Source organism: Bradyrhizobium sp. AZCC 1719 (assembly GCF_036924525.1).
In the GTDB taxonomy this organism is placed as follows: domain Bacteria; phylum Pseudomonadota; class Alphaproteobacteria; order Rhizobiales; family Xanthobacteraceae; genus Bradyrhizobium.
This window is the reverse complement of sequence record NZ_JAZHRU010000001.1, coordinates 3,030,675-3,055,372: the sequence shown is the minus strand read 5'-3', so window position 1 is coordinate 3,055,372 and position 24,698 is coordinate 3,030,675. Positions and strand designations below refer to the sequence as shown.

22 protein-coding genes and 1 pseudogene are annotated in these 24,698 nt (G+C 62.3%); 11 read left to right on the top strand and 12 right to left on the bottom strand.

Going from position 1 to position 24,698, the window contains the following annotated elements:
* Window positions 1–62: 62 nt before the first annotated feature.
* From V1292_RS14490 to V1292_RS14470, 5 genes and pseudogenes are all read left to right on the top strand, one after another.
* Window positions 63–221, top strand: a pseudogene (locus V1292_RS14490) (NAD(P)/FAD-dependent oxidoreductase); the annotation flags it as partial.
* A gap of 60 nt (window positions 222–281) precedes the next feature.
* A complete protein-coding gene (locus V1292_RS14485; RefSeq protein WP_334373381.1) occupies window positions 282–1,475 on the top strand; it encodes a multidrug effflux MFS transporter in 1,194 nt (397 codons plus the stop codon).
* A gap of 278 nt (window positions 1,476–1,753) precedes the next feature.
* Window positions 1,754–2,650, top strand: coding sequence for an NAD(P)/FAD-dependent oxidoreductase (locus tag V1292_RS14480; protein ID WP_334373379.1), 897 nt, complete (start codon window positions 1,754–1,756; stop codon window positions 2,648–2,650).
* Window positions 2,651–2,670: 20 nt separating this feature from the next.
* On the top strand, window positions 2,671–3,144 hold the full coding sequence (locus V1292_RS14475) for a methyltransferase family protein (protein ID WP_334373378.1): 474 nt from the start codon (window positions 2,671–2,673) through the stop codon (window positions 3,142–3,144).
* Between the two features lie 158 nt (window positions 3,145–3,302).
* A complete protein-coding gene (locus tag V1292_RS14470; protein WP_334373377.1) occupies window positions 3,303–4,166 on the top strand; it encodes a class I SAM-dependent methyltransferase in 864 nt (287 codons plus the stop codon).
* A 73-nt stretch (window positions 4,167–4,239) separates the two neighbouring features.
* On the opposite strand, the gene V1292_RS14465 is transcribed toward V1292_RS14470, so the two are convergent.
* From V1292_RS14465 to V1292_RS14455, 3 genes are all read right to left on the bottom strand, one after another.
* Window positions 4,240–4,560, bottom strand: coding sequence for a helix-turn-helix domain-containing protein (locus tag V1292_RS14465; RefSeq protein ID WP_334373376.1), 321 nt, complete (start codon window positions 4,558–4,560; stop codon window positions 4,240–4,242).
* Between the two features lie 17 nt (window positions 4,561–4,577).
* The gene (locus V1292_RS14460; RefSeq protein ID WP_334373375.1) at window positions 4,578–4,925 is read right to left on the bottom strand and encodes a type II toxin-antitoxin system RelE/ParE family toxin; all 348 of its coding nucleotides are present in this window, start codon (window positions 4,923–4,925) and stop codon (window positions 4,578–4,580) included.
* 282 nt (window positions 4,926–5,207) lie between these two features.
* The gene (locus V1292_RS14455) at window positions 5,208–6,347 is read right to left on the bottom strand and encodes a hypothetical protein (protein ID WP_334373374.1); all 1,140 of its coding nucleotides are present in this window, start codon (window positions 6,345–6,347) and stop codon (window positions 5,208–5,210) included.
* Between the two features lie 353 nt (window positions 6,348–6,700).
* Between V1292_RS14455 and V1292_RS14450 the strand changes: the two genes are divergently transcribed.
* Window positions 6,701–6,862, top strand: coding sequence for a hypothetical protein (locus tag V1292_RS14450; RefSeq protein ID WP_334373373.1), 162 nt, complete (start codon window positions 6,701–6,703; stop codon window positions 6,860–6,862).
* Here V1292_RS14450 and V1292_RS14445 read toward each other — a convergent pair.
* The 8 genes from V1292_RS14445 to nagA form a co-directional block, all read right to left on the bottom strand.
* Window positions 6,855–8,063, bottom strand: a complete 1,209-nt coding sequence (locus tag V1292_RS14445) for an alpha/beta fold hydrolase (RefSeq protein WP_334373372.1) — start codon at window positions 8,061–8,063, stop codon at window positions 6,855–6,857. The genes V1292_RS14450 and V1292_RS14445 overlap by 8 nt on opposite strands.
* A gap of 16 nt (window positions 8,064–8,079) precedes the next feature.
* Window positions 8,080–9,468, bottom strand: a complete 1,389-nt coding sequence (locus V1292_RS14440) for a DUF4403 family protein (protein WP_334373371.1) — start codon at window positions 9,466–9,468, stop codon at window positions 8,080–8,082.
* Window positions 9,469–10,070: 602 nt separating this feature from the next.
* The gene (locus V1292_RS14435; protein ID WP_334373370.1) at window positions 10,071–10,508 is read right to left on the bottom strand and encodes a hypothetical protein; all 438 of its coding nucleotides are present in this window, start codon (window positions 10,506–10,508) and stop codon (window positions 10,071–10,073) included.
* A gap of 79 nt (window positions 10,509–10,587) precedes the next feature.
* Window positions 10,588–11,766, bottom strand: a complete 1,179-nt coding sequence (locus V1292_RS14430; RefSeq protein WP_334373369.1) for a S1C family serine protease — start codon at window positions 11,764–11,766, stop codon at window positions 10,588–10,590.
* Between the two features lie 380 nt (window positions 11,767–12,146).
* Window positions 12,147–15,290, bottom strand: coding sequence for an efflux RND transporter permease subunit (locus tag V1292_RS14425; protein ID WP_334373368.1), 3,144 nt, complete (start codon window positions 15,288–15,290; stop codon window positions 12,147–12,149).
* A 4-nt stretch (window positions 15,291–15,294) separates the two neighbouring features.
* Window positions 15,295–16,497, bottom strand: coding sequence for an efflux RND transporter periplasmic adaptor subunit (locus tag V1292_RS14420; protein ID WP_334373367.1), 1,203 nt, complete (start codon window positions 16,495–16,497; stop codon window positions 15,295–15,297).
* Window positions 16,498–16,940: 443 nt separating this feature from the next.
* The gene (locus V1292_RS14415) at window positions 16,941–18,143 is read right to left on the bottom strand and encodes an aspartate kinase (RefSeq protein ID WP_334373366.1); all 1,203 of its coding nucleotides are present in this window, start codon (window positions 18,141–18,143) and stop codon (window positions 16,941–16,943) included.
* Entirely contained in the window at window positions 18,144–19,316 is a 1,173-nt protein-coding gene (gene nagA / locus V1292_RS14410) for an N-acetylglucosamine-6-phosphate deacetylase (protein WP_334373365.1), read from the bottom strand.
* A gap of 115 nt (window positions 19,317–19,431) precedes the next feature.
* On the opposite strand from nagA, the gene V1292_RS14405 reads away from it, so the two are divergent.
* The 5 genes from V1292_RS14405 to V1292_RS14385 all read left to right on the top strand — a co-directional run bounded on the left by V1292_RS14405 (window position 19,432) and on the right by V1292_RS14385 (window position 23,950).
* Window positions 19,432–20,385, top strand: coding sequence for a BadF/BadG/BcrA/BcrD ATPase family protein (locus V1292_RS14405; RefSeq protein ID WP_334373364.1), 954 nt, complete (start codon window positions 19,432–19,434; stop codon window positions 20,383–20,385).
* A gap of 19 nt (window positions 20,386–20,404) precedes the next feature.
* Window positions 20,405–21,349 carry an N-acetylmuramic acid 6-phosphate etherase gene (locus V1292_RS14400; RefSeq protein ID WP_334373363.1) on the top strand — a complete coding sequence of 315 codons (945 nt, stop codon included), beginning with the start codon at window positions 20,405–20,407 and terminating at the stop codon, window positions 21,347–21,349.
* Between the two features lie 11 nt (window positions 21,350–21,360).
* Window positions 21,361–22,359 carry an SIS domain-containing protein gene (locus V1292_RS14395; protein ID WP_334377044.1) on the top strand — a complete coding sequence of 333 codons (999 nt, stop codon included), beginning with the start codon at window positions 21,361–21,363 and terminating at the stop codon, window positions 22,357–22,359.
* A gap of 154 nt (window positions 22,360–22,513) precedes the next feature.
* The gene (locus V1292_RS14390) at window positions 22,514–23,176 is read left to right on the top strand and encodes a DoxX family protein (protein ID WP_334373361.1); all 663 of its coding nucleotides are present in this window, start codon (window positions 22,514–22,516) and stop codon (window positions 23,174–23,176) included.
* Between the two features lie 30 nt (window positions 23,177–23,206).
* The gene (locus V1292_RS14385; RefSeq protein WP_334373360.1) at window positions 23,207–23,950 is read left to right on the top strand and encodes a class I SAM-dependent methyltransferase; all 744 of its coding nucleotides are present in this window, start codon (window positions 23,207–23,209) and stop codon (window positions 23,948–23,950) included.
* Window positions 23,951–23,960: 10 nt separating this feature from the next.
* Here the strand turns inward: V1292_RS14385 and V1292_RS14380 are convergent, their stop codons facing one another.
* Window positions 23,961–24,698 carry a glycosyltransferase family 2 protein gene (locus tag V1292_RS14380; RefSeq protein WP_334373359.1) on the bottom strand — a complete coding sequence of 246 codons (738 nt, stop codon included), beginning with the start codon at window positions 24,696–24,698 and terminating at the stop codon, window positions 23,961–23,963.

Below are 24,698 nucleotides of genomic sequence, written 5' to 3'. Positions count from 1 at the left end.
CCATACAGTGTCCAAAATGTGCAAGCCAGGCCCAGCCCATCCACAACACGGAGCCCATCACCATGGACGACGTCATCATCGGCGGCAGCTTTGCCGGTCTCGCCGGCGCCCTGCAGCTCGGCCGTGCCCGCCGCAAGGTCACCGTTCTCGATGCCGGCCTGCCGCGCAACCGCTTCGCCGGCCATTCGCATGGGCTGCTCGGCCACGATCACAAGCCACCGCGACGCGCACCGCGTCACTCGCCGCCTTAACGTACCTATCCCTCATACCGGAAAGCTCCGATGGCTGACCTGGTCAATCCCCTGCGCATTCCCGCCTCCAGCGCCCTGCCCATCGCCGTCCTTTCCGTCCTAACCGCGATGGGAACGCTGGCGACCAACATCCTGCTGCCGTCTCTGCCGCACATTGCGATCTCATTGAATGTCACGACTGCGGCGGTCACGTCCGCCATCACCGTTTTTCTTGCGGTATTCGGCTTGGGCCAGCTCCTGGTCGGACCGCTTTCGGATCGCTACGGAAGACGTTGGCCGGTCCTGATCGGATTTGCCGTGTTCTTCGCGGGCAGCGCCTGGTGCGGTCTGGCGACCGACCTGCCTAATCTCCTTGTCGGCCGCGTCGTGCAGGCAACAGGTGCTTGCGCGACGGCAGTGCTGTCTCGCGCCATCGCCCGCGACTTGTTTAGCGGCCCAGCGCTGGCACGCGCGATGGCGCTCATCATGATGGTGATGTCCGCTGCTGCCGGGTTCTCGCCACTGCTTGGCGGCGCACTCGACCACAGCCTGGGCTGGCGCGCCCAATTCGCGCTGGTCGCGGCCTTTGCTGCCGTCAGCGCCGTTGCCTACGGCATCGTTCTCGGCGAAACCCACAATTCGACCCGCACGCCGCTCAACCCAGTTGCCATCGGCAGGACCTATGCCGGCTTGATTGGCGACCGTCGCTTCGCGATCCCCGCGACCACCTCGAGCCTCTGCATAGGGGGCATGTTCTCATTGTTTTCGGCGGCACCGCGCCTATTCATCGAAGCGCTGCACTTCACGCCGATCCAGCTAGGCCTCTTTTTCGCCGGCACCGTCTTCATCGTATCCGCCGCGGGTATGCTTGCATCAAGATTGGCACCACGCTACGGGCTCGATGGCCCGATCCGGGCCGGTTTGTGCGCGGCGGCCGCCAGCAACCTTGCGATCCTGCTCATCGCGATAATAAGCCCGACTTTCCTGCCTTTTCTGGCCGCGATGTGCGTTGTTCTTCTCGGGATGGGTGTTGTCATTCCACTGGCCACTGCGCGGGCGCTTTCTCCATTCGGGGAGAAGGCCGGCGCCGCCTCGGCGCTGCTGGGTTTCTTGCAGATGATGATCGCCGCGATCGGCGTATGGCTTGCTGCCGCAGTGTCACATGAAGCGATGTTGGCGCTGGGCATCGTGATGAGCGCGTTTTCCCTGCTGGCTCTTGGCCTGTACGCGCGGCCGGGATCTTGATTTGGCGCATGACTCCGCGCGCGTTTCTTTTCAATCGCTCGTCAGCTTTGCGAAGTCCGGCTTACGCCGTCGGGCAAACACGGCAAACTTCGCCAGTTTGACGATTGTGCCTTCTCCCGAGCCCGCCGGCGTCGGCGGGCCCGTCCCTGTCTGTTTTCGGTCGCCGCAATTCCAGTACTTGACAGTATTCTAATTCTTGAATTACGATACCATGCAGTGTCTGAAATGTGCAAGCCAATGGGTAGGTTTCAACTGTCCTCCAAACGGAGCCCATAACCATGGATGACGTCATCATTATCGGCGGCAGCTTTGCCGGTCTCGCCGGCGCCCTGCAGCTCGGCCGTGCCCGCCGCAAGGTCACCGTTCTCGACACCGGGCTGCCGCGCAACCGCTTCGCCGGCCACTCGCACGGCCTGCTCGGCCACGATCACAAGCCACCGCTGGCCATCCTGGCCGAGGCGCGGCAGCAGCTGGCGCGTTATCCCACGATCAAGCTGGTCAATGCCCGGGCCGACAGCGTCTCCGGCGCCATCGACGATTTCACCGTCCTCACTTCCGATGGCGCAAGCCTTGGGGCGCGTCGCCTGATCCTGAGCTATGGCGTCGCCGACCAGATGCCTGATATTCCGGGCTTTGCCGAAGGCTGGGGCACGTCCATCGTGCCCTGCCCCTATTGCGACGGCTTTGAAGTCGCCGGCCAGCATTGGGGCCTCGTCTGGTCCGGCCCGCAGTCGCACAATCAGGTCAGGCTGTTCCACGATTGGACCGACAGGTTGACGGTCTTCGCCGATGGTCATGACATTCCACCCGATATCCGGGCCGATCTGACGCGCCGCAACACACCTGTCGTCGATGGCCGGATCACTGAGATCACCCATCACGGGGACCATAGCGCCACCGTCAAGCTCGATACCGGCCCCAATGTCGCGGTCGACATCCTGTTCGCGCATCCGCGCAACAAGCCGTCCGCAAGCCTGCATGAATCACTGGGCCTCGCCACGGTCGATACGCCCCTCGGCATCATCCTCAAGGTCGACGAGCGCCGCCAAACCAGCATGCCCGGCATCTACGCCGCCGGCGACCTCGCCAACCCTCTTACGCCGCCATCGGTCACCCTGGCATCATCGCAGGGCGCGATGGCGGGTATCTTCGCCCAGCAGTCGATGCTGGTTTGAGAGCATCGATTCAGATGAGCATGGCCGTCGAACCGGACAGCGCGGGTGTGCGCTTCCCGCCGCCCTTCGTCTATCTGGGAGCGCTGCTGTTGGGGCTGGCGGCGGAGCGGTTCGTCACCCTGCGCTCTTTCGGCATCGACTGGCGGTTGCTGGTCGCGACAGGCGCGCTGCTGATCGTTGCCGGCGCGGCGATGATGCTTGCGGCGGCGGGGCTGTTCCGGCGGCTGGGCACCAACGTTCCGCCGTCGCAGCCAACGACCCTCATTGCAACGACCGGCCCTTATCGGTGGACCCGCAATCCCATGTATCTCGGCATGGCGCTTATCTATGCCGGCCTTGCGATCGGCTTCGACGGGCCGATCGCCTTCGCCTTGCTCCCGTTGGTGCTGATCGCGATCCAGACGCAGGTGATCGCCCGCGAGGAGCGCTATCTCGAAGCGAAGTTCGGCGACGACTACCGCCGCTACAAGGCCGAGGTTCGCCGCTGGCTCTGACTATTCCGCCGCTGCCGCCTGCGGGGCCTTCTGATAAACCAGCACCGGCTTCCTTGCCGCGAGCTATCACCGGGTAGCTGGAGGCGGGATCGCTGGAGACGATGCGCGCTTTGGCATCGGATAGCTTGGTTAAGAACGCATCAGAACAAGGATATGTCATGACACAGCACAATGCCGATCGGGTCGCCGACTGGAATGGCCAAAGCGGGGAGCGCTGGGTCGCCCACCAGGCCCGGCTCGACGCCAGGCTGGCGGTGTTCGGCCAGGCCGCGATCGAAGCCGCCGCGCCCGCGGCGGGCGAGCGCGTGCTGGACGTCGGCTGCGGCGCGGGCGCGTCGAGTCTGGCTCTGGCCGCCCGCGTCGGCGCGGGGGGCCAAGTGCTGGGCGTGGACATATCCGAACCGCTGATCGCCCGAGCGCGCGCGCTTGCGCCACAGGATACGCCGGCCCTGTTCCGGGTGGCCGACGCCAGCAGCGCCGAGCTGCCCGAGGGGGCGTTCGACATCCTGTTCTCGCGTTTCGGGGTGATGTTCTTCGACGATCCGACAGGGGCGTTCGCCCATATGCGCCGCGCGCTCCAGCCGGGCGGGCGGGTCGCTTTCGTCTGCTGGCGTGGCGCGGCCGAGAACGATTGGGTGCGCCTGCCGATGGGCGCAATCAAAGGCATCGTCCCGCCGACGGCGCCGCCCGATCCCGAAGCGCCTGGCCCATTCTCGTTCGGCGACCGGGGGCGGGTGGCTCGCATCCTGACGGCGGCCGGCTTCACCGATATCGCTATCGCGCCCTTCGATGCTTCCGTCCCGTTTGGCGAGGGCGCGACGCGGGACGCGGCGATCGACGACGCGGTGAAGATGACGTTCGAGGTCGGCCCGCTGTCGCGCGCGCTCGCTGATCAGCCCGACGACATCCGCGCCCGCGCCTCGGCCGCGGTTCGTGCCGCCTTCGCGGGCCGCCCCGGCGAGCGGTCGGTGATGATCGACAGCGCGACGTGGATCGTCACGGCGCGCAATCCGGCAAGCTGATAGCGATTAGCAGGGGAGACGCCCCGCTTGGTGGGCCTCGGCTGATCGCGATAGGCGATGTGTCCGATAGCTCTTAAACCAGTTCTAGCCGGAGCGACCGCCCGACCATGCGCGCGGCGCGCTGAAGCGTGGCTAGCGTGACATTGCCGTCCTTTGGGTCGAGCAGGCGCCCAATCTGGCTGCGCGAGGTCTTCATGCGCTGGGCCAGGTTGTTGCGGGATATGTTCTTCTCCTTCATCGCCTGCTCGATCTGCCACGCGAGGACTTCCTTGACGGCGATGGCCTCGAACTCGTCGCGCGTGCCTTCTTCGCCGAGGAAGTCATCGAGCGTGGTGAGCTTGGCAGTGGAACGGATCACTTTCTTTTTTCTGGCTGCATCCTTCTTCCTGGCCATGTCGATCTCCTCATTCTTCAAAATTCGCGGTTCCTGCGGCGCGCAAGGGCTAGGTCGTCCGGCGGTGTCTTCTGGGTCTTCTTGATGAACCCGTGAAGGATCAGAATGCGGTCCTGCTGCACGCTGAACAGGACGCGAGCGATCCGGCCGCTCGGCAACGACGTGCGCACCTCCCACAAGCCGTCGCCCAGCGCGCGGCAGAGCGGCATGCCAACCGGCCAGCGATATTGGACGCGCATGAGGTCGAGGCCTATGGCTTGGCGATCGGCGTCGTGCAGGCTCCGCAGCCAGTTCCGCACGACCTCGGCCCCGCCCGGCGTCCGATAAAACACGACGGGAATCTTGTGCGGACCGCTACCTGGCATTCCCGCCCCATATAATGTTCATGTACCATATAATGTCCATACTCGCAATAACAATCGAGCGGACAACCGCATCAGTTTCGCACCAGAAACGACCTTGCCAATTTGCAACGAATGCGATCGATCTGAACCGAAAGCGCAGCGAAATCAACAAACCCGATCATGATCCTCCGCTCATAACGGTCTATCGAAAACAACCCCAGCGATTCTTCGAGCGACGCCGAGAGATTGACACGTCGGGGCCAATCAGCAGCAGGAGTGTATCATCACGCCCCGCGCCAGCATTCAGGCCGTTCCCTCGTCACTGTCGCATCCAAGCTTGTTTAGCCGCTCAATGAACTTTCCTTTCCTCTCATGGCGCGCTCGGATCGAGCCGACGCGACTATCGAAATCATCTTGGCTTCCCTCGTCTGCAGCCAACACCTGAAGATCGGAGAGAAGGCTTATCGCCTGGTCATAGCCCGCCGGGTTGCGGCGTTCGATCCCGTCCTCAATCTCGCGCCAGACGCTGGCACCACGTTGCTTGAGAGCCTTCAGCCGCACCCGGCGCGCTTTTTCGGCCTCCGCTGCCCGGCGGCGCCGCTCCGCTTCACGGCGTTCAGCTTCGGCACGCTCACGCTCTTCCCTGATCTCCTGCGCCCGTACTCGCAGTGCACCGGCTGTCCGGTGTGTCGCAGGTGCCGGGCTTTTCCTGCGAAGTCTGTTCCTGAGCTCGGCACCTGCGTAGGGGTCGCCGTCAACAACGCGCAGCAGCAACTCGACCTTCTCGCGCTCAGGAATGGCCGCAAGCGCCTTTCGCAGTTCGTCCTTAGACACTGCCGTACGATCTGCGCCCAACTCGGCAGCCGCCTCCACGAGGTCTGGATCTATGCCAAAGAAATCGACAAAGGCTTCGAGCCCGCCGGTCAGCGGCGCTATACCCGGCAGCGGCTCGATTTCATCCTCAGGGATCAGCTCGTCCTGCACCGCCGTCAGCCAGAGGAGATAGAACAGTCTGAGATCTCCCGACAGCACGTCTTCTCGCAACGGCGCGAGCGCGGCAAGCCGACCGGAGCCATCATTCCAGTCGTGATAGCCCCCCTCTTCATGACGTTGAATGTCGATGATCAAGTTATCGCCGGAGACCCGCACGTCGACCCAATCGATCTCACCAAGAAAGCGATTGATGTCCTTGCGGTTCACGAATCGCGCGGGCACCCGCAGCATCAGCCGCCGCGTGCCCCAATTCGCCAGATAGAGGTGGAGGTCGAACCAGCGTTCCATGAACTTGCGCGGGTCGCCTTTGAGATCGCCCCATTGGTAGTGGTTGATGAAGCTCGTCGCCGTGATCCGCGCCCGTGATGAGATCGATCGCAACGCGTCCTGCGCCGCGCGGTCGAGAGGCCGATCGATAGCCTGAAATTCGTAGTACTGATATTCGCTCATGCGCTGGACCGGTACTCAAGGATCGGAATGCGGTGGATAGCACCACCACCCGATTCGCGGCAGAAGCAGGGTAATGCACCTGTCGTACGACGACACGCCGAAGAAACGCGAATTGGCTGCGCCATGCAGATGGAGTCCAAGCCGGCCGCCCGAAACCTGCCCAGATCGTCCGCCGCAAGTCGGGCGAGGATCAGGTCGTCAGGCTGGCGCCAAAGGCTGCGGCGCTGCTTGAGACTGCACTCGGTCATCTCCTCCAGGGGGAGCGAGTCGCTGTTCTTGCCGAGGACCAGGAACTCAGTCCGAACGACGCGGCAGATATCCTTGGAATCTCCGGACCTCTCGTCGTGCATCGCATGGACATTGGCGATCTGCCATTTCGATATGTGGGCAAGCACCGCCGCGCGAAGCTGAAGGACGTGTTGGCCCTAAAAACACGGATCGAGGCCCAGCAGACCGCGACGGAGGCGCTAGCCGAGGACGCCGAGGACATCGCGAAGCGAAGGTGGCCTATCTGACGCAATCGTCCGGAGGTGTTTTCCCGGCAAAGCGGTCAGTCATCCAGTTCACCGCCGCCATCGTGCTAGCTTGCGCGGCGCGTGCGTGGCCGATACCGGGCAGCGTGATCATCCTCACCTTGCTGCCGGCCTTGCACAGCTTGTCCATGTAGGTCTGGGTAACCGCGGGCTGGATGATCTGGTCGTTGGTCCCCTGCGCCAGAAAGATGGGGATCTCAGGGGAGAGCATGCCGGTGCTGTTCTGTTCGAGAAGCGAGCGCCAAGGTTCGGCCTTGGTCGGATCTTGCACCGTCAAAAAATATTGCTCGAGCGGCCTCCCTGTTCTCTGCCTGACGATCAGGTCGAAAGGCCCTTCGATGCATTCTTGAGCCAGCCTGTCGATCGCGGGCATGGCGCGCGGATCGACGACCTTGTCGATGGCGGCTCCGTAGACCCGGTGCCACGACCATAGCGTCATCGCCGTGATGTTCTTGCCGCCGCCGATCGAGTTGATATCGTCACTCATCAGCTTCGCAAGATCTGTCGCCGGCGCCGCCGCGGCGACGCCGAGAAGCCTCAGCTCAGGGGCGTAGGCGTTCGCCATCATCCCGGCAAAGAGCGCGGCTTGCCCGCCTTGCGAATGTCCCCACACCGTGAAGTCCTTGCCCTCGCCTGCGCGGGGAAGGGAGCGTGCCGCGCGCACGATATCGATCACGGCGCGACCTTCGCTCTCACCTACGAGATAAGGATGCGGGCCCGGCGTGCCGAGCCCCGGATAATCGGTCGCCGCCACGACGAAGCCACGGGAGATCATCGAGCGAAGGCCCTGGATCTGCTGAAACAGAAAAATGGCGAGCGACGGCGCGCAGCGCGGGACGATGCCCGATGTAGGATGTGCCCAGGCAACGATCGGACGACCGCCGGGCGGGGGCGCGCCTTGCGGAACAATGACGACGCCGGACACAAAGATCGGCCGACCATTCAGCCCCGTCGACCGATAGAGCACGCGGTAGGTGGAGGCGCCGAGCGGAGCGCCGTCCATCGGCTCCTGCCGCACCAAGCTGCCCGGGGCACCGGCAAGCAACGATTCCGGCGCATCATAGAATGCCGTCTGGGCCGACGCTATTTGCGCCAAGGCAACGACGGCCGCGGCCGCGACGAGCGCATTCAGCATCCATTTGCCTTGGCAGCGGCGCCTGTAGTTGGCGGTGAAGCATCGCATGATCCAGCTCACGTGCTCACAGTTCGTAAAGTATCTTCAGACCGCCGCTGGCATGAAGGGCAATCAGGATGCCTTCGCGCAGCAATTGCACTTTTTCGAGCCTTGCCGAGTCGAGATGGCCCTCCATGCGAAAGCCGTCCTTCAGCGGGCGCGTCAGGCGTTCGTTCGCTGCCATGAGCAGGTTCTGGTAGGAGATGCCGTAGTCGAGATTAGCGACATTCTTCAATTGCGCCGCGAGCTGTTGCACGGCAGATCCAACCTGGCTGTCGTCTGATGGAGTTGTCAGATCGATTTCGGAGAGGCCGACGGTCTTATTGTTACTATCGACCTTTGGCGTGGTGGAGAGATAGGTCCATTGGCCTGCGTTGGAATCGGTGTCCGAGCTCTTTGCGATGCGCAAGCCGATCACGAGTTTACCCGACGATGGATAAACCTGAACCTCGCGCACGGACGTGTCCTGCGCCGGCACGGCTGCGATCGCCTGGCTTATCTTGTCCTTGAGCGCGTCGTAGTTGATGCGGACGGGAAGAATGACATCGAAGGTGCCCGGCTCGGCCACCGCGGTGCCGAGCGGCGGCAGGGCCGTCGCCGCGACAGCCGGCGGCTGCTGCCCGATCACGGTTTCGGCGGAGCCAGTAAGTTCAAGCGATCCCCACAATACCTTGGCATTGGCGCGGACACCCGCAAAAGCCGCACTCTGCGGGGTCAGTTGCAGCCAGACCGGCGGATCCTCCGCGAGTTTGATGGGCTCAAATGCATGACGCCACGCCGTCTCGGCCTTGCCGTGCAGGTCGAGTGCGCGCGCCGCCGCCAGCGCCCGCGACCGGATGCGGCCTAGCTGCGTCCGGATGTTGGGCTCGACATAGGGTGCAAGGTCAAACTCGCGGCCGAGCACGTGAAGGTAGGGATGTTCGCTCCAGTGGAAGGAGTCGCTGATGTTTAGCTGGAGCGACCCATCCCGCCGCAGCTCGGGGCGCGCTTCAACCTCGATCGTCGCGCGCGCCTCGGTGTCGCCGCGAATACGCGCCGTGAAACGATTGGCTCCCTGGCCCTCGGCGGCGCCATATATTGAGACCGCTCCGAAGACGCGGTCGCCCCGGCCATACAGCGAGACCGGGCTGGTCCGGTCGACGAAACCCCAGACGTCGCAATTGGCGTTAACGCGGAAGATGAAAACACGACGATGAACGCAGTTGACACGCTCGTCGATGGTGGCAAGCCGCTTTGGAATATCCCGCTCGATCGCCGCAGCGAGAGCCGGCAGGCCGAACTCGACCGTCGCAGAGATGCGCGAAGTCGTTACGAGGGGCGTTGCTGCGTCCGGACTCAGCGCCGGCTTTTCGGCGCCGAACGCGATCGACGGGAGCGCCCCAAGAGCGAGTGCGGCCAGGCCGGCTATGCCCATGCGTGATCTATTCGCGATCGAATCGTATTCCGGCTGACATGTGCGTGGAGGAATCATTCTAGTGCTCCAGCTTTTGGGAAAACCAGAACTACAGTCGGTACTTAGCGCGCTCGCGAGTGATAACAGCACTATCGTTAGGAGTGCACGAACGGCGGAAGCTGGTTCGCGATCCGGCCTCGGTAAGTTGGCAACTCCCGAAATCGAGCCACCGCCATTCTGTATCCGTTTTCGACAAGTGCCGGGCGGATCCCCCACGGGCTCGAGAACCTCAAAAGCAACTTAACGATGAACGCCTGACATCTCGCGAGTCAAATGACAAATGACGCAAGACGATGGCCGTGCAGCCCCTCCGCGTTACCGCACCAGTTTCGCACCAGAAACGGCCTCGACAAAGCGCAATGAACCGAGCCGAAAATCGACCGAAACCGAAAGATCAACGAATCTGGCGGATATCCTCCCGCTCATAACGGTCTGGTTGCAGGTTCGAGTCCTGCCGGGCCCACCAGCCCTCACTAGCGACGCGAGTGAACTTTGCCGGGCCGGAGCCCAACGGCGAAGGCGGGTCTGCTGCTGTAACTGCGGCCCGGCAAGCCACTCGTGAATCAACCGCTCCCATCGATGGGCGCATTGAGCGATCTGGCGCCTGGGAGCTGTCCGTCGGCATTGTACTGTGCAGGTAGCTGTAGCACCGTTGCTGTCTGACCGGGACGCAGCTTTGTGAGAAGCACGACTTCGCCGTTTGCAAACTCCAGGGCATCGTGGTGCGTATCGGTCAATCCTTGATTAATGTGCCGGAAACGCGCAAGCCGCGCCCCAATGCTGCCGAATCGCATTGTTGGGAAGAGTTTCGCGAATGGATGATCGCACACGGCGTCCTCGCCGAAGGCAAGCTCGGTACCGGGCAAGAGGCACACAGCGATTCCCGGCTCTCCGACCGCAGAGAAACCGCGCGTCACGGCATTGGGGAATTCACCTGTTACCAGCATATCCCCCACCCTTGCGGGACGCGATCGGACGGCATGCAGGCTGTAGTCACACATTTATTCACTCCATTCTGGTCTTCCTGGGATCTGCGCGGACGGAATCCCTCCCTTCATCGACCGATCGACAGCGACCGACTCATCTTGGAATACGCGCAGGTGGCTTGGGTTGATTGGGCAGCTGGCTCAAGGTCACGCTCAACGAGTTCTCCTGTCTATCCCGAAGCATCGCAAGCCGGATCGAAGCGCCCGGCGCCATCGCATGGATCTTCCTGGAAAACTCGTTGGCGTTTTTGATCGGCTCTCCTTCCAGCGAAGTGATCACGTCTCCGCTTCTCAATCCGGCCTTCGCGGCCGGACCGTTATCTTGAACGCTCGCCACAATCGCGCCGCGGACATTGTTCACACCAAGACTGTCGGCAAGGTCGGGAGTGACCGATTGAACCCGAGCGCCTATCGATCCGCGCGTGACTATGCCCTTGTCTTTCAGTTGCGGTATCACTGCCTTGACCGTGTCGGCGGGGATCGCAAAAGCGACGCCAACCGAGCCTCCGGAAGGTGAAAAGATCATGCCATTGACGCCGATGACTTCGCCGCGGGCATCAAAGCTCGGACCGCCGGAATCACCCTTGTTGATCGACGCATCGATCTGGATGAAATCCTCCGCGGAACCGGTCTCGATATTGCGCTCGCGCGCTGAAACAATGCCGGCGGTGACCGTGCCCCCGAGACCGAACGCATTGCCAGCAGTGAGCACCCAATCACCGACGCGCGGCGGTTGGTCGGCGACTTTCACGTAGCTGAAGTCGTTGCGCCCTTCGACTTTGATCAAAGCAAGACCACTCAACGAATCTGTTCCGACCACCTTCGCAGTGTAGGTCTTGCCGTCATTGGTGCGGATCTCGGCCGTATCGTCGTCTTCCACGATGTGACTGCTGGTCACGGCAAAACCGTCCGGGGAGATAAAGAAGCCTGATCCAATCGTGATCATTTCGATTGTTTTCGGTGCCTTCCCTTGATCAGCCCCACCCGGTGCTGGCATCCCCTTTTTCGAAGGACTCTCGTCAGGCGTATCGAACTCTAACGGTTGGTCGGGCAAGGTTTTGGAATTCGGCGCCGCTTTGGAGCTGACCCCAATCACGGCTGGTCCAACTTTTTCGGCAAGATCGGGGAATTTTCCAGGCCCACCGCCGCCTCCGGTATCGGCAACCTGACGCATCAGGGTGGCAGCCCGGTCCGCAGAAGGGGCCTGACCTGGGGGATTCATGATCTCTGTCTGCGCGCCACTTGCGATCATCGAAGCGATCGTGGTGACCATGATCGACGCCCGGCGGCAGCTGAAAGACAAGTTCCTACGAACCATTTCCGCTTCCATCGCTTGTTGTCGCTTAACCGAGGTTTTGACGTCAGCGCTGGCGCGTTATGAACGCGGTCAGTTCTTGGCAGCGCGGAGACGCTCACGGCGATGCAATGTGCTCAACCGTTTGCCGAGCGACCTGTTCCATTCCCGAGAGGTTTTGGCCCGCGGTGACAACTCCTAGCTCCACGGACGTGGGGTATGATCGGCCGGCAATGGGGCGCGAATAAACTGGAAACATGGCCCTGAAAGCCACCGCACCAGTTTCGCGCCGTAACGATCTCACCAATATGCAACCCGCCGTCGAAGCAGTGGCGGCGAGCCGCCGTGGGAGAGCAAAGCTATTCGGCGGGAGGCGACGCCGCGAGTTCCGGCGCCCGTTTGCGAGCAAGACGTTCACGCAAAGCCTCGAACAGCACATAGAGAGGTGGAATGAAGATAATGCCGATCAACGTCGCTGCGAGCATGCCGCCCCAGACCGGTGTGCCGAGCGCTCGTCTGCTGCCGGCACCGGCGCCGGTGGCGACCACGAGGGGCAACACACCGAAGATGAATGCAAGAGCGGTCATCAGCACCGGCCGGAAACGCTGCTTGGCGCCGGCAATCGCCGCGTCGTGCGGAGACAAGCCGGCTTCATGCTGTTCCTTGGCGAACTCGACGATCAGAATCGCATTCTTCGCGGCGAGGCCCACCAGCAGGACCAGCCCAATCTGTGCATAGATGTTGTTGTCAAGGCGAGCGATCCAGAGAGCGAGGACGGCACCGGCGACGGCAAACAACACCGAGAAAACCACCGACAACGGCAGCGACCAGCTCTCGTACTGGGCCACGAGGAAGAGATAGGCGAACAGCAGAGCCAGTGCGTAGACCAGGACTGCCTGACCGCTCACGAGCTTTTCCTGGAATGAAATTCCAGACCAGGCAACGCCGAAACCTTCCGGCAGCTCACTATTGGCGACGCGCTCCATCGCGGAAAGCGCCTGCCCCGAACTCGCGCTCGGTGCCGCCGAGCCATTGATAGTGACGGACGGGAATAGATTGAACCGAGTGACAAGCTGCGGACCGAACGTCGTTGTCAATGTGACGAGCGTGCGCAGAGGCACCATCTCTCCCGTCGTGCTGCGAACGTGGAGATCGTTGATCTGATCGCCCCGGTAGCGGAACCTGCCCTCATCCTGCACCCTGACGCGATAGACTCGACTGGATAGATTGAAGTCGTTTACATATTGCGAGCCCAAATGGGCCTGCAAGGTCGCAAAAACCTGCGATACCGGGACATTGAGCAACTGGCTTTTGGTCCGATCAACATCCACATAGATCTGCGGAACGCTGGCCGAGAAGGTGGTGAAGGCCCTCGCGATCTCCGGTGCCTGGTTGGCTGCATAGAGAAGGCCGTTGGCTGCGGCCACCATTGCCTGCGACGACTGGCCTTCCAAGCCCTGCAGTCGCATGTCGAATCCGCCGGCCGTACCAAGCCCGGGAATGGACGGCGGGTTAAACGCAATGATGTTTGCTGCGGCAACTGCCGCGAGGCGCGGCGTCAGGCCTGCAATCATGCCTTGGACGGTTTGGTCCGGGCGCGTGCGCTCCCTCCAGGGTTTGAGCACCACGATGGCCATGCCGGTGTTTGATGCCTGTGCCTGGCCCAACAGGCTGAAGCCGGCCACGGTGATGATGTTTTTCACGCTCTCCGATCCGTTCAATAGATCACGCACCTGACCAAGCACACCCTCTGTGCGATTGAGCGATGCCGCATCTGGCAATTGAACGTTGACGAAGAAATAGCCTTGATCCTCTTCCGGGAGGAAACCGCCCGGCAGCCGAGTCAGCCCGAAATATACGCCCGCGCCAACACCGAGGAACAAGACGGACATGACGATCAGGCGCGCGCCGAGCCATCCCACCACGGATCCGTACCTGTCGCGAACGCCGTTGAGAAGCCGATTGAACAGTCCGAACGGGCCGCGACTGGCATGACGGGGGCGGCGCAGGATCAGCGCACAAAGCGCTGGACTCAAGGTCAGCGCGTTCACGCCAGACAGGGCTACGGAGAAAGCGATCGTGACGGAGAACTGCCGGTAAAGCTGCCCGGTAATGCCTCCCAGGAACGCGACAGGCACGAAGATCGCGGCCAGAACAAGAGTGGTGGCGATGATTGCACCAGTGATCTGCCCCATCGCGACGCGCGTGGCCTCGCGCGCGGAAAGCGAGGGGTCTTCTTCCATGACGCGCTGCACGTTTTCGACGACGACGATCGAGTCATCGACGACGAGGGTAATGGCCAGCACGATCGCAAAGAGCGAGATCGTGTTGGCTGAATAGCCCAAGACGTACAAAATGGCCATCACGCCGACCAATGACACCGGAATGGTCAACGTCGGGATCAGTGTTGCTCGCCAGTCCTGAAGGAAGAGATAGACGACAGCGACGACGAGCGCGAACGTGATCGCAAGCGTGTGCAGGATTTCTTCGATCGTAGCTGACACGAACTCGGTCGTGTCAAAGATGATGCTGTGAACGACGTCAGGCGGAAACCGCTGCGACAGGCGATCGAGCTCTGCGCGCACCGCATTTGCGACTTGCAACGCGTTGGCGCCCGGCGCCTGGTATATGACCACAAATGCAGTGGGCTTCCCGCCGAGTTTCGACTGAACATCGTAGCTGTCGGCTCCCAGCTCGACGCGAGCGATGTCCTTTATGCGCACGACCGCCCCCTGAGGGTTCGTGCGCACAATGATATTCTCGAATTCAGCCGGCGTTTGCAGGCGGCCTTTGGCGACAATGGTCAACTGCTGCTGCTGGTCGGTACCCACGGGAGCGCTGCCGATCTGGCCGGCCGCCGCCTGCAGGTTCTGCTGGCTGATCGCAGTGGTGACGTCCGTGCTCGTGATACCAAGCGCGTTCATCCGGACCGGATCCATCCACATCCGCATGCTGTAGTCGAGGGCGCCGAGAACCGTGGCCTCGCCGACGCCGTTCACGCGCGCCAGAGCATCGCGGATATTGATCGTGGCATAATTGCTGAGAAAGATGCCGTCGTGTGTCCCGTTCGGGGAGTAGATATTCACGCCGAGCAGGATGTTTGACGATCTCTTCTTGCTCGAGATGCCGAGCTGTGTGACCTCGCTAGGTACCCGGGGGAGCGCGAGAGAGACGCGGTTCTGAACGTTCACTGCCGCAATATCGGGATTGGTGCCGACAGCAAAACTCACGGACAACGAATAGATGCCGTTATTCGAGCTGGTCGATTCCATATAGAGCATGTTCTCGACGCCATTGACTTCAGCCTCGACCGGCGCCGCCACTGAATTGGCGACATCCTGTGCGTTGGCGCCGGAATAGGTGGCGGACACCTGAACCTGTGGAGGGGTAATATCCGGGTATTGAGCGACCGGAATCACGGTCATCGCCAGCAGCCCGGCCAGCACCATCACGATCGAAATGACGATGGCGAAGTTCGGTCTGTCGATGAAGAAGTGGGACATGGCGTCATTGAGCTTTGGCGGAAGCGGCAGGCACGGCCTGAACCTGCGCCCCTGGGCGCACCTTTTGCAGGCCCTCCACGATCACGCTTTCTCCAGCTTTCAGGCCGTCATCGACGGCCCAGTTCTGGCCGATTTGCTGGGTAGCCTTGATCAGACGCTGCTCGACGCGGTTATCAGCCCCCACGACCAGAACAAACTTGCCCTGTCGATTTTCCTGAACCGCCTGCGCGGGCACCAGCGGCATGCGTTTGGCTTCCGCCGGCCGAACCCTCACCGAAACCGTTCCCCCAGGCAATAACACGCCGGCCGGATTCGCAAATCGTGCGCGAACCGGCAACGTGCCGGTCGCCTGGTCGATCTCGTTGCCGACGAAATCAATCCTGCCCTGGTCAGCGTAAACCGTGCCGTTGGGCAGCCGGAGTGTAGGGACGAAACTCGCATTGATCTGCTCGAGCGCTGCTCCGCGCTCTTGCTGGACCGTGCTGACGAAGTCTCGCTCGCTGATCGAAAACAGGACCCGTATCGGATCAAGCTGAACCACCCGTGCGAGCGTACCAGACTCGGGACCGACGACATTGCCTCTTGTGAGGCTTGGCTTTCCGATTCTGCCGGTAATTGGCGAGACGATGCGTGTGTAGCCCAGATTGAGTTCGGCCGTGCGTACTGCCGCCTTGGCGGACTCGACAGAGGCGGCCGCTGTGTCACGATTGGCAATAGCCAGATCGAGGTCAGCACGGGTTCCCGACTCTCGCTCGTAGAGCTGCTGACGTCGTTCCAGAGTCAGTTGCGCATTTCGCAGGTTCGCTTCTGCACTGGCTTGCTGTGAGTTGGCCTGCAGGAGCGCGGCCTCGTATTGATCCCGCTCGATCGTGAAGAGGAGATCGTCCGCCTTGACGTCCTGCCCTTCCGTAAATGCTACTTTCTCCAGGAATCCCTGCACGCGCGCTCGCACGTCGACCTGCTGTATGGCTTCGACGCGGCCGATGAACTCGACGTTCTGCGCGACGTCTTCCATGCTGACCGCAACGACGGATACGGCCGGTGGGGGGCTCGTCGGCGCCTGAGCAAATGCGGCAATATCGAAAAGCAATAATGACGATGCAGTCAAAGCGATATGGATCAGGCAGCGCGCCCGTATCAGACCAACGGCTCGCATGCACAGCCCGCGGGTTCCGTTGCCGTCAGAGAGAGCCGATAACGTCATCATGATCGTCTCGGAGCCACTGCGAGACCGACCATCCGAGATTACCGGATTTCCGGTCCCTCAAGCATTCGCCTGGAAGTTTCGTGCTCGAGATTCTTCTCTAGGAACGGGAACATTCTCCATCGTATCGCTTATCAGATCAACAGAAAAAGAACGCCTAAGCTTTCTGCAGATCGAAGGAGCACGTGAAGATCGACGCGACCCGCCCTGTCGGCATTCCGGCGTAGATCAACCCCGAACAACAGCACGAATAGAGGATTGAACTTTCAGCTTTATCGTTCGCAGATGCGAGCTGCGCATTAACTGCAAGTTCGCGCCCTAACCATCTCTGGCGATTGCATATCGAAAGGCCGACCTGCGAGGCGGCCCTTTCGATTTTGGCAGCTCATTGTGGGCTGGAACACGGGAACAACCTAAGCGGAAGCGATCCCTGCCGCTTCTCGAAGCTATGCTTGCTGAACAAGCGAATGCAACGCCTTAACCGCGGCCTCCCGGTTCTCCACGGGGACAAACAGACTGACCGAATGCGGCGACAACACGTAAGTGTCGGGGACAATCCCGTGCTGTCCGAGAACCTGCAACGCCTTGAACGGCAATTCCGACGAGACGCCGCCGAAGCAGGTGAGACTAACCGAACTTGAAGCCTCGCGCTGCGTGCGCAGATCCGCGGCATGCTCCAGCGTGCGCAACAGGGCGTCAAGCCACTCTGAATCACAGGCTACGGTCATGCTGGTCTTTCCCGCAGTGAAGTGTGATGCCAGGAGCTGCGGCCAGGACAGGCTGTTTTGCTTGAGATGCTGCGCGAATTTCTCGAACCCGTGATTGAGATCTTTGGAATCGATTTCCACATGCTCGATGCGAGCCATCGAATTGACGGCCAGAACCCTTCCGTTTTCCATGTCTGCAACCTCTTTCGTCACCTGCGTGCTGTGTTCGACGCCACCCCACTGCTTGAGAACCAGAGGCACATCCTGACTTTGCGCCAGCTCTACGCTGCGAAAATGCAGGATCTTTGCACCCCAGAAGCACATCTCGGACAGGGATGCGAAGTCCACTCGCCGCAGGGGCCTTGCATCCGGCACGATGCGCGGATCGGCCGAACAAATTCCGTCGACCTCTTTGATGATTTCACAGCGTTCGGCCTTCAACGCCGCGGCCATCGCAACGGCCGTGGTGTCGCTGCCGCCCCGGCCGAGCGTGGTGATTTCCCGGGTCGCCGCGTTAACGCCCTGAAATCCTGCCAGCACCACGACGCGTCCACGATCAAGTTCCTCACGCACGCGAATGGGCCGTACATCCAGAATGCGTGCGGAGGAATGGGAGTCGTCGGTCATCACGCCGGCCTGGCTGCCGGTGAAGCTGATCGCGGGCACGCCGAGATCGGAAAGCGCCATGCTCATCAGTGACATGCTGATGCGCTCACCGGTCGTTAGCAGCATGTCGAGTTCACGGCGATTGGGAGCAGGACTTACCTGATAAGCCATCTGGATCAGTTGGTCGGTGGTCTTGCCCATGGCGGAGACGATCGCCACGACACGATGACCACGGCCATGCAGGTCGGCGAGACTGCGCGCAACCGCGCGAATTTTCTCCGGTGTTTCAAGGCAGACACCGCCATATTTTTGCACGATGATGGGATGGTTGCGCATCTAACCTCGGTAAGAAGCCTCGCTCATCGAACCGATACCGCCTATCCATGTGCCGACGACTTCAAAGTTCGGATTGAAGGCGACAAGGTCCGCGCGGTATCCGGGCGCGATCCGTCCAAGCTCGGACTCAAGGCCCAGAAATGCCGCCGGCGTCCGAGAGGCCATGATGAGGGCATCGACAAGGGAGATTCCGAGCAGCGCAACAGCGTTGCGCACCGCCTCGATCATGGTGAGGTGAGCGCCCGCGAGCGTGCCATCGGGGCCAGTCAGGCGATTTTCTTGCAACGTGATCTGCCTTCCTTGCAGCATGAACTGCCGGCCGTTCGTGCCCGCCAATGGCATGGCATCGGTGACCAGCATCAATCGATCGCGCCCCTTGCAGCGGAAAGCAACACGCAAACCGGTGCGGTCAACGTGGATGCCGTCGCAGATGATCCCTGCAAACAGCCGGTCATCCGCCAGCGCGGCGCCCACCAAGCCCGGTTCCCGGGCGTTCAACTGTGACATGGCATTGAACAGATGGGTGACCCCCGAGACACCGCGATCGACCGCCTGCCCGATTTCGGCGGCGGTGGCGTCGCTGTGGCCGGCCGCGATACGCAATCCGGCACCGATCAATTCATCGATCATGGACGCGGGGACGCATTCCGGGGCCAAGGTCACAATGGAGCGGCCACGGCCCCCAATACTTTTGATCGCGGCGAGATCACGCCGATCGGGCACGCGTATCTCGGCTTCCGGATGAATGCCCTTGCGAGACCTGTTGAGGGCCGGTCCTTCCAGATGAAAGCCGAGAACACCGGGAATCTTCAGACTAGCCTGGGCGACTGCAGCCAATCGCTCGATGACCTCGCTGCGATCGGTGATGAGGGTGGGCAAGCAGCCCGTGGTCCCCGCCTTGCGGTGCGCCTCGACGATGCGCCGAACGCCAGCCTCCGTTGGCTGGTCGTTGAGAAGAACGCCCCCGCCTCCGTTTACCTGGATGTCGATGAATCCGGGTGCAAGGATCGCATCTCGGGGAAGGTGAATTGAGGCGCGCGCCTCCGCCTCGCCGAAGGTGATGCTTTCAATCCGCCCGTGCGAGATCGTGACCGACCCCGGCCCGCCCATCTCGGCACCATCAAAGATGTGCTGCGCGGCAATCGTGAGAGAGGAAGAACCAACATGGCCCATCAGCACTGATCCGAATGGCAGTCACGGACTCGTGAGACGAGTCCCGTACAAGACTTCATATGTACACCAAGGCGCTTTGGGAGGACCCGGAGCGAAACCTTCGCGTTAACTTTCCATGGGAACAAAAGGTACCACGTATCTCGGCATTGATGGCGGCGGAACCCGCTGCCGCGCCCGGATCGAGGACGAAAACGGCAGGGTACTCGGTGCAGCGAGCTCAGGGCCTGCCACGACGCGGATTGGCTTCGAGAAGGCCTGGCGATCCATCATGGAGGCCACTGAAGCGGCAGCCGCACAGGCCGGACTGACGCGCGAGGATTTCGCGCAGATGCACGCCGGAATTGGCCTTGCCGGTCTTGGTCGCCGGGGCGCGGAAGCGGCGCTCAACAAGATCGCGCATCCCTTTGCGTCCGTCATCTTCATCAGCGACGGCCTGGCGGCCTGTCTCGGCGCCCATAGCGGCGCGGACGGGGCCATAGTGGTAGCCGGCACAGGTTCGGTGGGTGTCGGCCTGATCGACGGCCACGAAATCCGTCTCGCCGGTTACGGCTTTCCCGTGTCGGACGAAGGCAGCGGTGCCGACATCGGCCTGCAGGTTGTTCGACTGGCGTTGCGGGCCGCGGATCGCCGCGGCGAGCTGACCCCATTGCTTTCAGAGGTGCTGGGCGCATTCGATCATGATCCTTATCAGGCGGTGGCTTGGTCTGAAGAAGCCAGGGCCACGGACTACGCTGCGTTCGCGCCGATCGTGATGCGGCACGCCAATCAGGGCGATCCGGTCGGCCGTCGCATTGTGGAACGCGCGGCCGATGCCATTGGCGATCTGCTCGATCTGTTCCTGGCGCGAGGAATTGACCGGCTCTCGCTGGTGGGCGGGCTCGCGGATGCCATTACGCCCTGGCTGACGCCTGACCTGCGCGCCCGCCTGAGGTGTCCCGACGCCGATGCGGCAGCCGGCGCGTTACTGGTGGCGCGAGGGCGGCTTGACCTGCCCAAGAGAGAACTGCCCGAGAGAGAACTGCCCGAGAGAGAAGCTGACCAGGAACAGGCTTCAAAGTTCCGCGTTTGATGGCGCATGGATCAACTATATGGCCACCGAAGAAGTCGATCCCCGCTTTGCCGATCTTGATGCATGGCCGCTGACGTCAGCGATGGAAGCGATGTGGGAGGGCCAGCTCGCGGCAGTCGCGGCGATCGGCCATGCCCTTCCCGCGATCACGGCGGCGACCGAAGGAGCCAAGGCGGCGCTGGGCGATCGCGGACGCATTGTGTATGTCGGCGCCGGCACCTCGGGCCGCGTGGCGGTCCAGGACGGCGCCGAGCTGACGCCGACCTTCGCCTGGCCCAACGAGCGCGTCCGCTTCATCGTCGCCGGCGGAGACAGCGCGTTCGTCACCAGCATCGAGGGCGCGGAGGATGATGTCGAAGATGCGGTCACGCAGATCAATGCCGCGCGGCTCACAGCGCACGACGTGGTGATCGCCGTTGCCGCCAGCGGGACAACGCCATTCACGGTCGCGGCGCTGCAGCAGGCAGGCTCTTTCGGTGCGGTGACGATCGGTGTTGCCAACAATCCCGGCACCGCACTGCTGGCATCGGCAAAGTTTCCGATCCTGATCGAGACCGGCCGCGAGCTGATCGCCGGCTCCACGCGGATGAAGGCGGGCACCGCGCAGAAGATTGTGCTCAACCTGATCTCCTCAGGGATCATGCTGCGCCTTGGCCGGGTGTATCGCGGCATGATGGTGAACATGCAGCCGACCAATGCCAAGCTGAAGCGGCGCGCCGAGGCCATGGTGGCGCAAATCGCGCACTGTGATCCGTCGCACGCGGCACGCTCGCTTGAGCAGGCCGAGGGAGACATCAAGACGGCAGGCCTTCTGGCGTTGGGTCTCGACAGGGTTGATGCCGAGACGATTCTGAAAAACTGTGACGGCAACCTGCGGCGCGTGTTTGCCGAGCTCACCAAGGAACGCAACCGGCATCCCAAGGAAGCGGCGCCGCGCAAGCAAGGCGGAGCGGTCGAGCCGTGACGACATCCGCGATGGCAAGCGAAATCGGCGAAAGCGCGGATGTTGTCGCCAAGATTGTCCGTAACCGCCCTGCCACGCGCGACATCGCACAGCGGATCGGGATTGGCTCCGCCCCCCTGTGCGTCGTGTGCGGCCGGGGAAGCTCCGGGCATGCCGGGGTTTTCTTGAGATACCTCGTCGAGACGCGGCTTCGCCTTGCCGTTTCAGCCAGCGCTCCTTCGGTGATCACCGCATTTCGCACGCCCTTGATGCTGCGCCATGCGCTGTTCATCGTGATCTCGCAATCCGGGCGCAGTCCGGATCTTGTCGCAGCGACCAGGTCGGCGCGCGCCGCTGGCGCCCGCACCATCGCCATCGTCAACGCGACGCCCTCGCCGGTGGCTGACGAAGCGGAGTTCGTCGTTCCGATCGAAGCCGGCCAAGAGCACTCCGTAGCGGCGACCAAGACGGTGATTGGCTCGATGGCCGCTGGCGCCGAACTTGTTGCCGAACTGGCGGAAGATCGTGCGCTGCGGTCGGCTCTCGACAGGCTACCCGAGCGCCTGCACCGCGCGATGGCGCTCGACTGGTCCGAGATTGCCGATGATCTCGCCAAGGCGTCAGCCGTGTTTGTGGCGGCGCGGGGCCTCGGCCTGGGCTCGGCGCGGGAGATCGCGCTCAAACTTTCGGAAATCCTGCGCCTGCCTTCCATTGGTCTGAGCGCCGCCGAGCTGCAGCATGGGCCGCGCGCCGCGTTGTCATCCCGCACGCCGGTTATCATGATGCGCCTCATGGATGAAACGGCTGTTACGGTGGACGCGCTGGCAGAGGAATTGCGCGAGCAAAAGATCGCGCTGCATCTATGCGGCGGACCGCATGGCTCGCTGCCCTGGTTGGCCGAGGATGACCCCGCCACCGACCCGATCACCATGCTCGTGCCGGCCTATCGGATGATCGAGCAAACGGCGCGCGCCTGCGGATTTGACCCGGATCGCCCCCCTCGCCTGACCAAGATTACCGAGACGTTTTGACAGCTAACTGATCGCGGGCTGGCGACCGAAAGCTGGACCACAGCCGGGCCACCGATCGCCCATGCGGTGGTATAGTCATCCAGCCGACACGGCAGAGTAACGATTTGGTCGATCGATACGTAGAACCATTATTCGATCCTTTGGGAGCCCGTGCATGCCCAAAAATCCCTTTACCGATATTTGGCAGTTCCTGACCGCAACTACCGGTGATTACCTCACTCTGGGAAGCTGGCGCTATCTGATCCTGGCGTTGTTCTGGGCGCTGCTTCTCGCCAGTATCGCTGTGGCCTTCCAGAACTGGCGGGAGGATCCGGCGCAACGGACCGGCCGACATGTTGGAGTCTGGTTGGTCCGGGTCCTGATCGGCTGCATGTGGTTTGAGGGCATGTTGTGGAAACTCCCGCTGCCCGTGTCCGGTGGTCTGCAATACTGGACCGAACAGGAAACGACCCGCGCTGCATTCGAGTTTCACAGCACCTTCCTGAAGGAGGTCGTGCTACCAAACATGAAGGTCTTTGGGCCAATTGTTTTTCTCGCCGAGCTGGTGTTCGCTGGATCGATGATGCTGGGGCTTGCGGTGCGCTTCGTGGGCGTGCTGGCCCTCGCCTATGTGTTGCAACTCTGGCTCGGCATCTATCGGCCGGGCGATCCGGCCGAGTGGCCGTGGTCGTACATATTCCTGGCCCTGCTGATGTTCCTCTTTGTGCTAGAGGCCGCCGGCCGCAGTCTCGGCTTTGATGCCTGGTTGCGCCGCAACGTGCCCGCCGTGCGCGACGGGAAGGGTTTCATCGGCTGGTTCTTCAACATGGCGGGCTAGTCGGTATCGGTTTGCGTGGGAGACGGACAGATGATGGCACTGGCCCGCGCAGTGACGCTTCTTGTCGGCTTGGGCGCAACCTGCGGACACGCCGCTGACATTGGCTATCTGGGTCCGCCAGGAGTCGCTGCTAGGGCGTTTCCCTCGCCTCAGCGCGCAGTTGCGCAGATCGTCAGCCCCAGCCGTTCCTCCGAGGAGCGACGCGATTCACTGAATGAGGCCGGTGAGCTCGCCCGCCTTCTTGAACTCAAGCCAGGCATGACGATCGGCGACATTGGCGCCGGCGCCGGCTACCACACGGTCCGTCTCTCCCGTTTCGTCGGTCCCACCGGCTCCGTCATCGCCCAGGACGTTACGCGAAGTTACCTCCGCGCGCTCGCCAGGCGAACGCATCGCCTGAAGCTGACAAATGTCAAATTCGCGTTGGGCGAACCGCACGACCCGCGCCTGCCCGCTGCATCGCTCGATGCAGCGATCCTCGTGCACGTATATCACGAGATCGCCCAACCCTATGCGTTCATGTACAATCTCGCGCGTGCCTTGAAGCCTGGCGCGCAGGTTGGAATTGTCGACCTCGAGCGTCCGACGTCGGAGCACGGCACGCCAATTGAACTCCTGCGTTGCGAACTGTCCGCCGTCGGCTATCGCGAGATCGCTACGCATCAGCTTGCGGGTGATACCGGATATCTCGCGGTGTTTTCGCCACCGGGCCAAGAGGGACGGAAATCGCCTGGGGAGATCGTTGCTTGCGCCCATCGCGCCGGTGCGCGCTGACCACCGACCTTTATTGTTTACGAGGTGTTCGCAGTTCAAGCGCGAGGCGAACGAACGTCGTCGAAATGGACCACGCGGCCTTGACGCCCGCAATGAGATTGCCGGAGACCTTCGATACGCCCCCGATCCGGCGCCGCTGCCCAACGGCGATTTCCAGTGCCGGAAGACGGGCGGCCGCGACCCGCATCAGCATTTCCAGGTTCCAGCCATATGTCTCTTCCTTCATGCCGAGACGTGTGAGTTCATCCCGGCGGACGGCACGAAACGGCGACAGGTCGGTGAAGCTTGCGCCATAGAAGAGTCGCAGGAGGAGCCCGCCAACATGGCCCGCGACGACCTGCTGAGGCGCGAGGCTGCCTGGCTCGCGTTCCCCACGGATCCGCGAGCCGAGAACGAAGACAGCCCGCCCCGCGACGATCGGCGACAGCAGTTCAGGAATGAATTCGGCGGGATCGCTGCCGTCGCCATCGAGGAAGACGAGAATGTCGGCATCGTTGCGCGCAGCGGCGATGCCTGCCTGGATGGCGCGACCGTAGCCTCGCCGCGGCTCGATGATCACCCGAGCTCCCGCGGCCTCAGCCCGCTCAGTCGTACGGTCCCGTGAGCCCCCGTCGACGACGATGACTTCACTCACATTATGCGCCAGCACCGCGGCGACGACCTGGCCAATTGCTGTTTCCTCGTCGAGGCACGGAATGACCGCCGAGACGACCGGCGAGCGGCTCGGTACGCCGATCTCCTGGGCCAC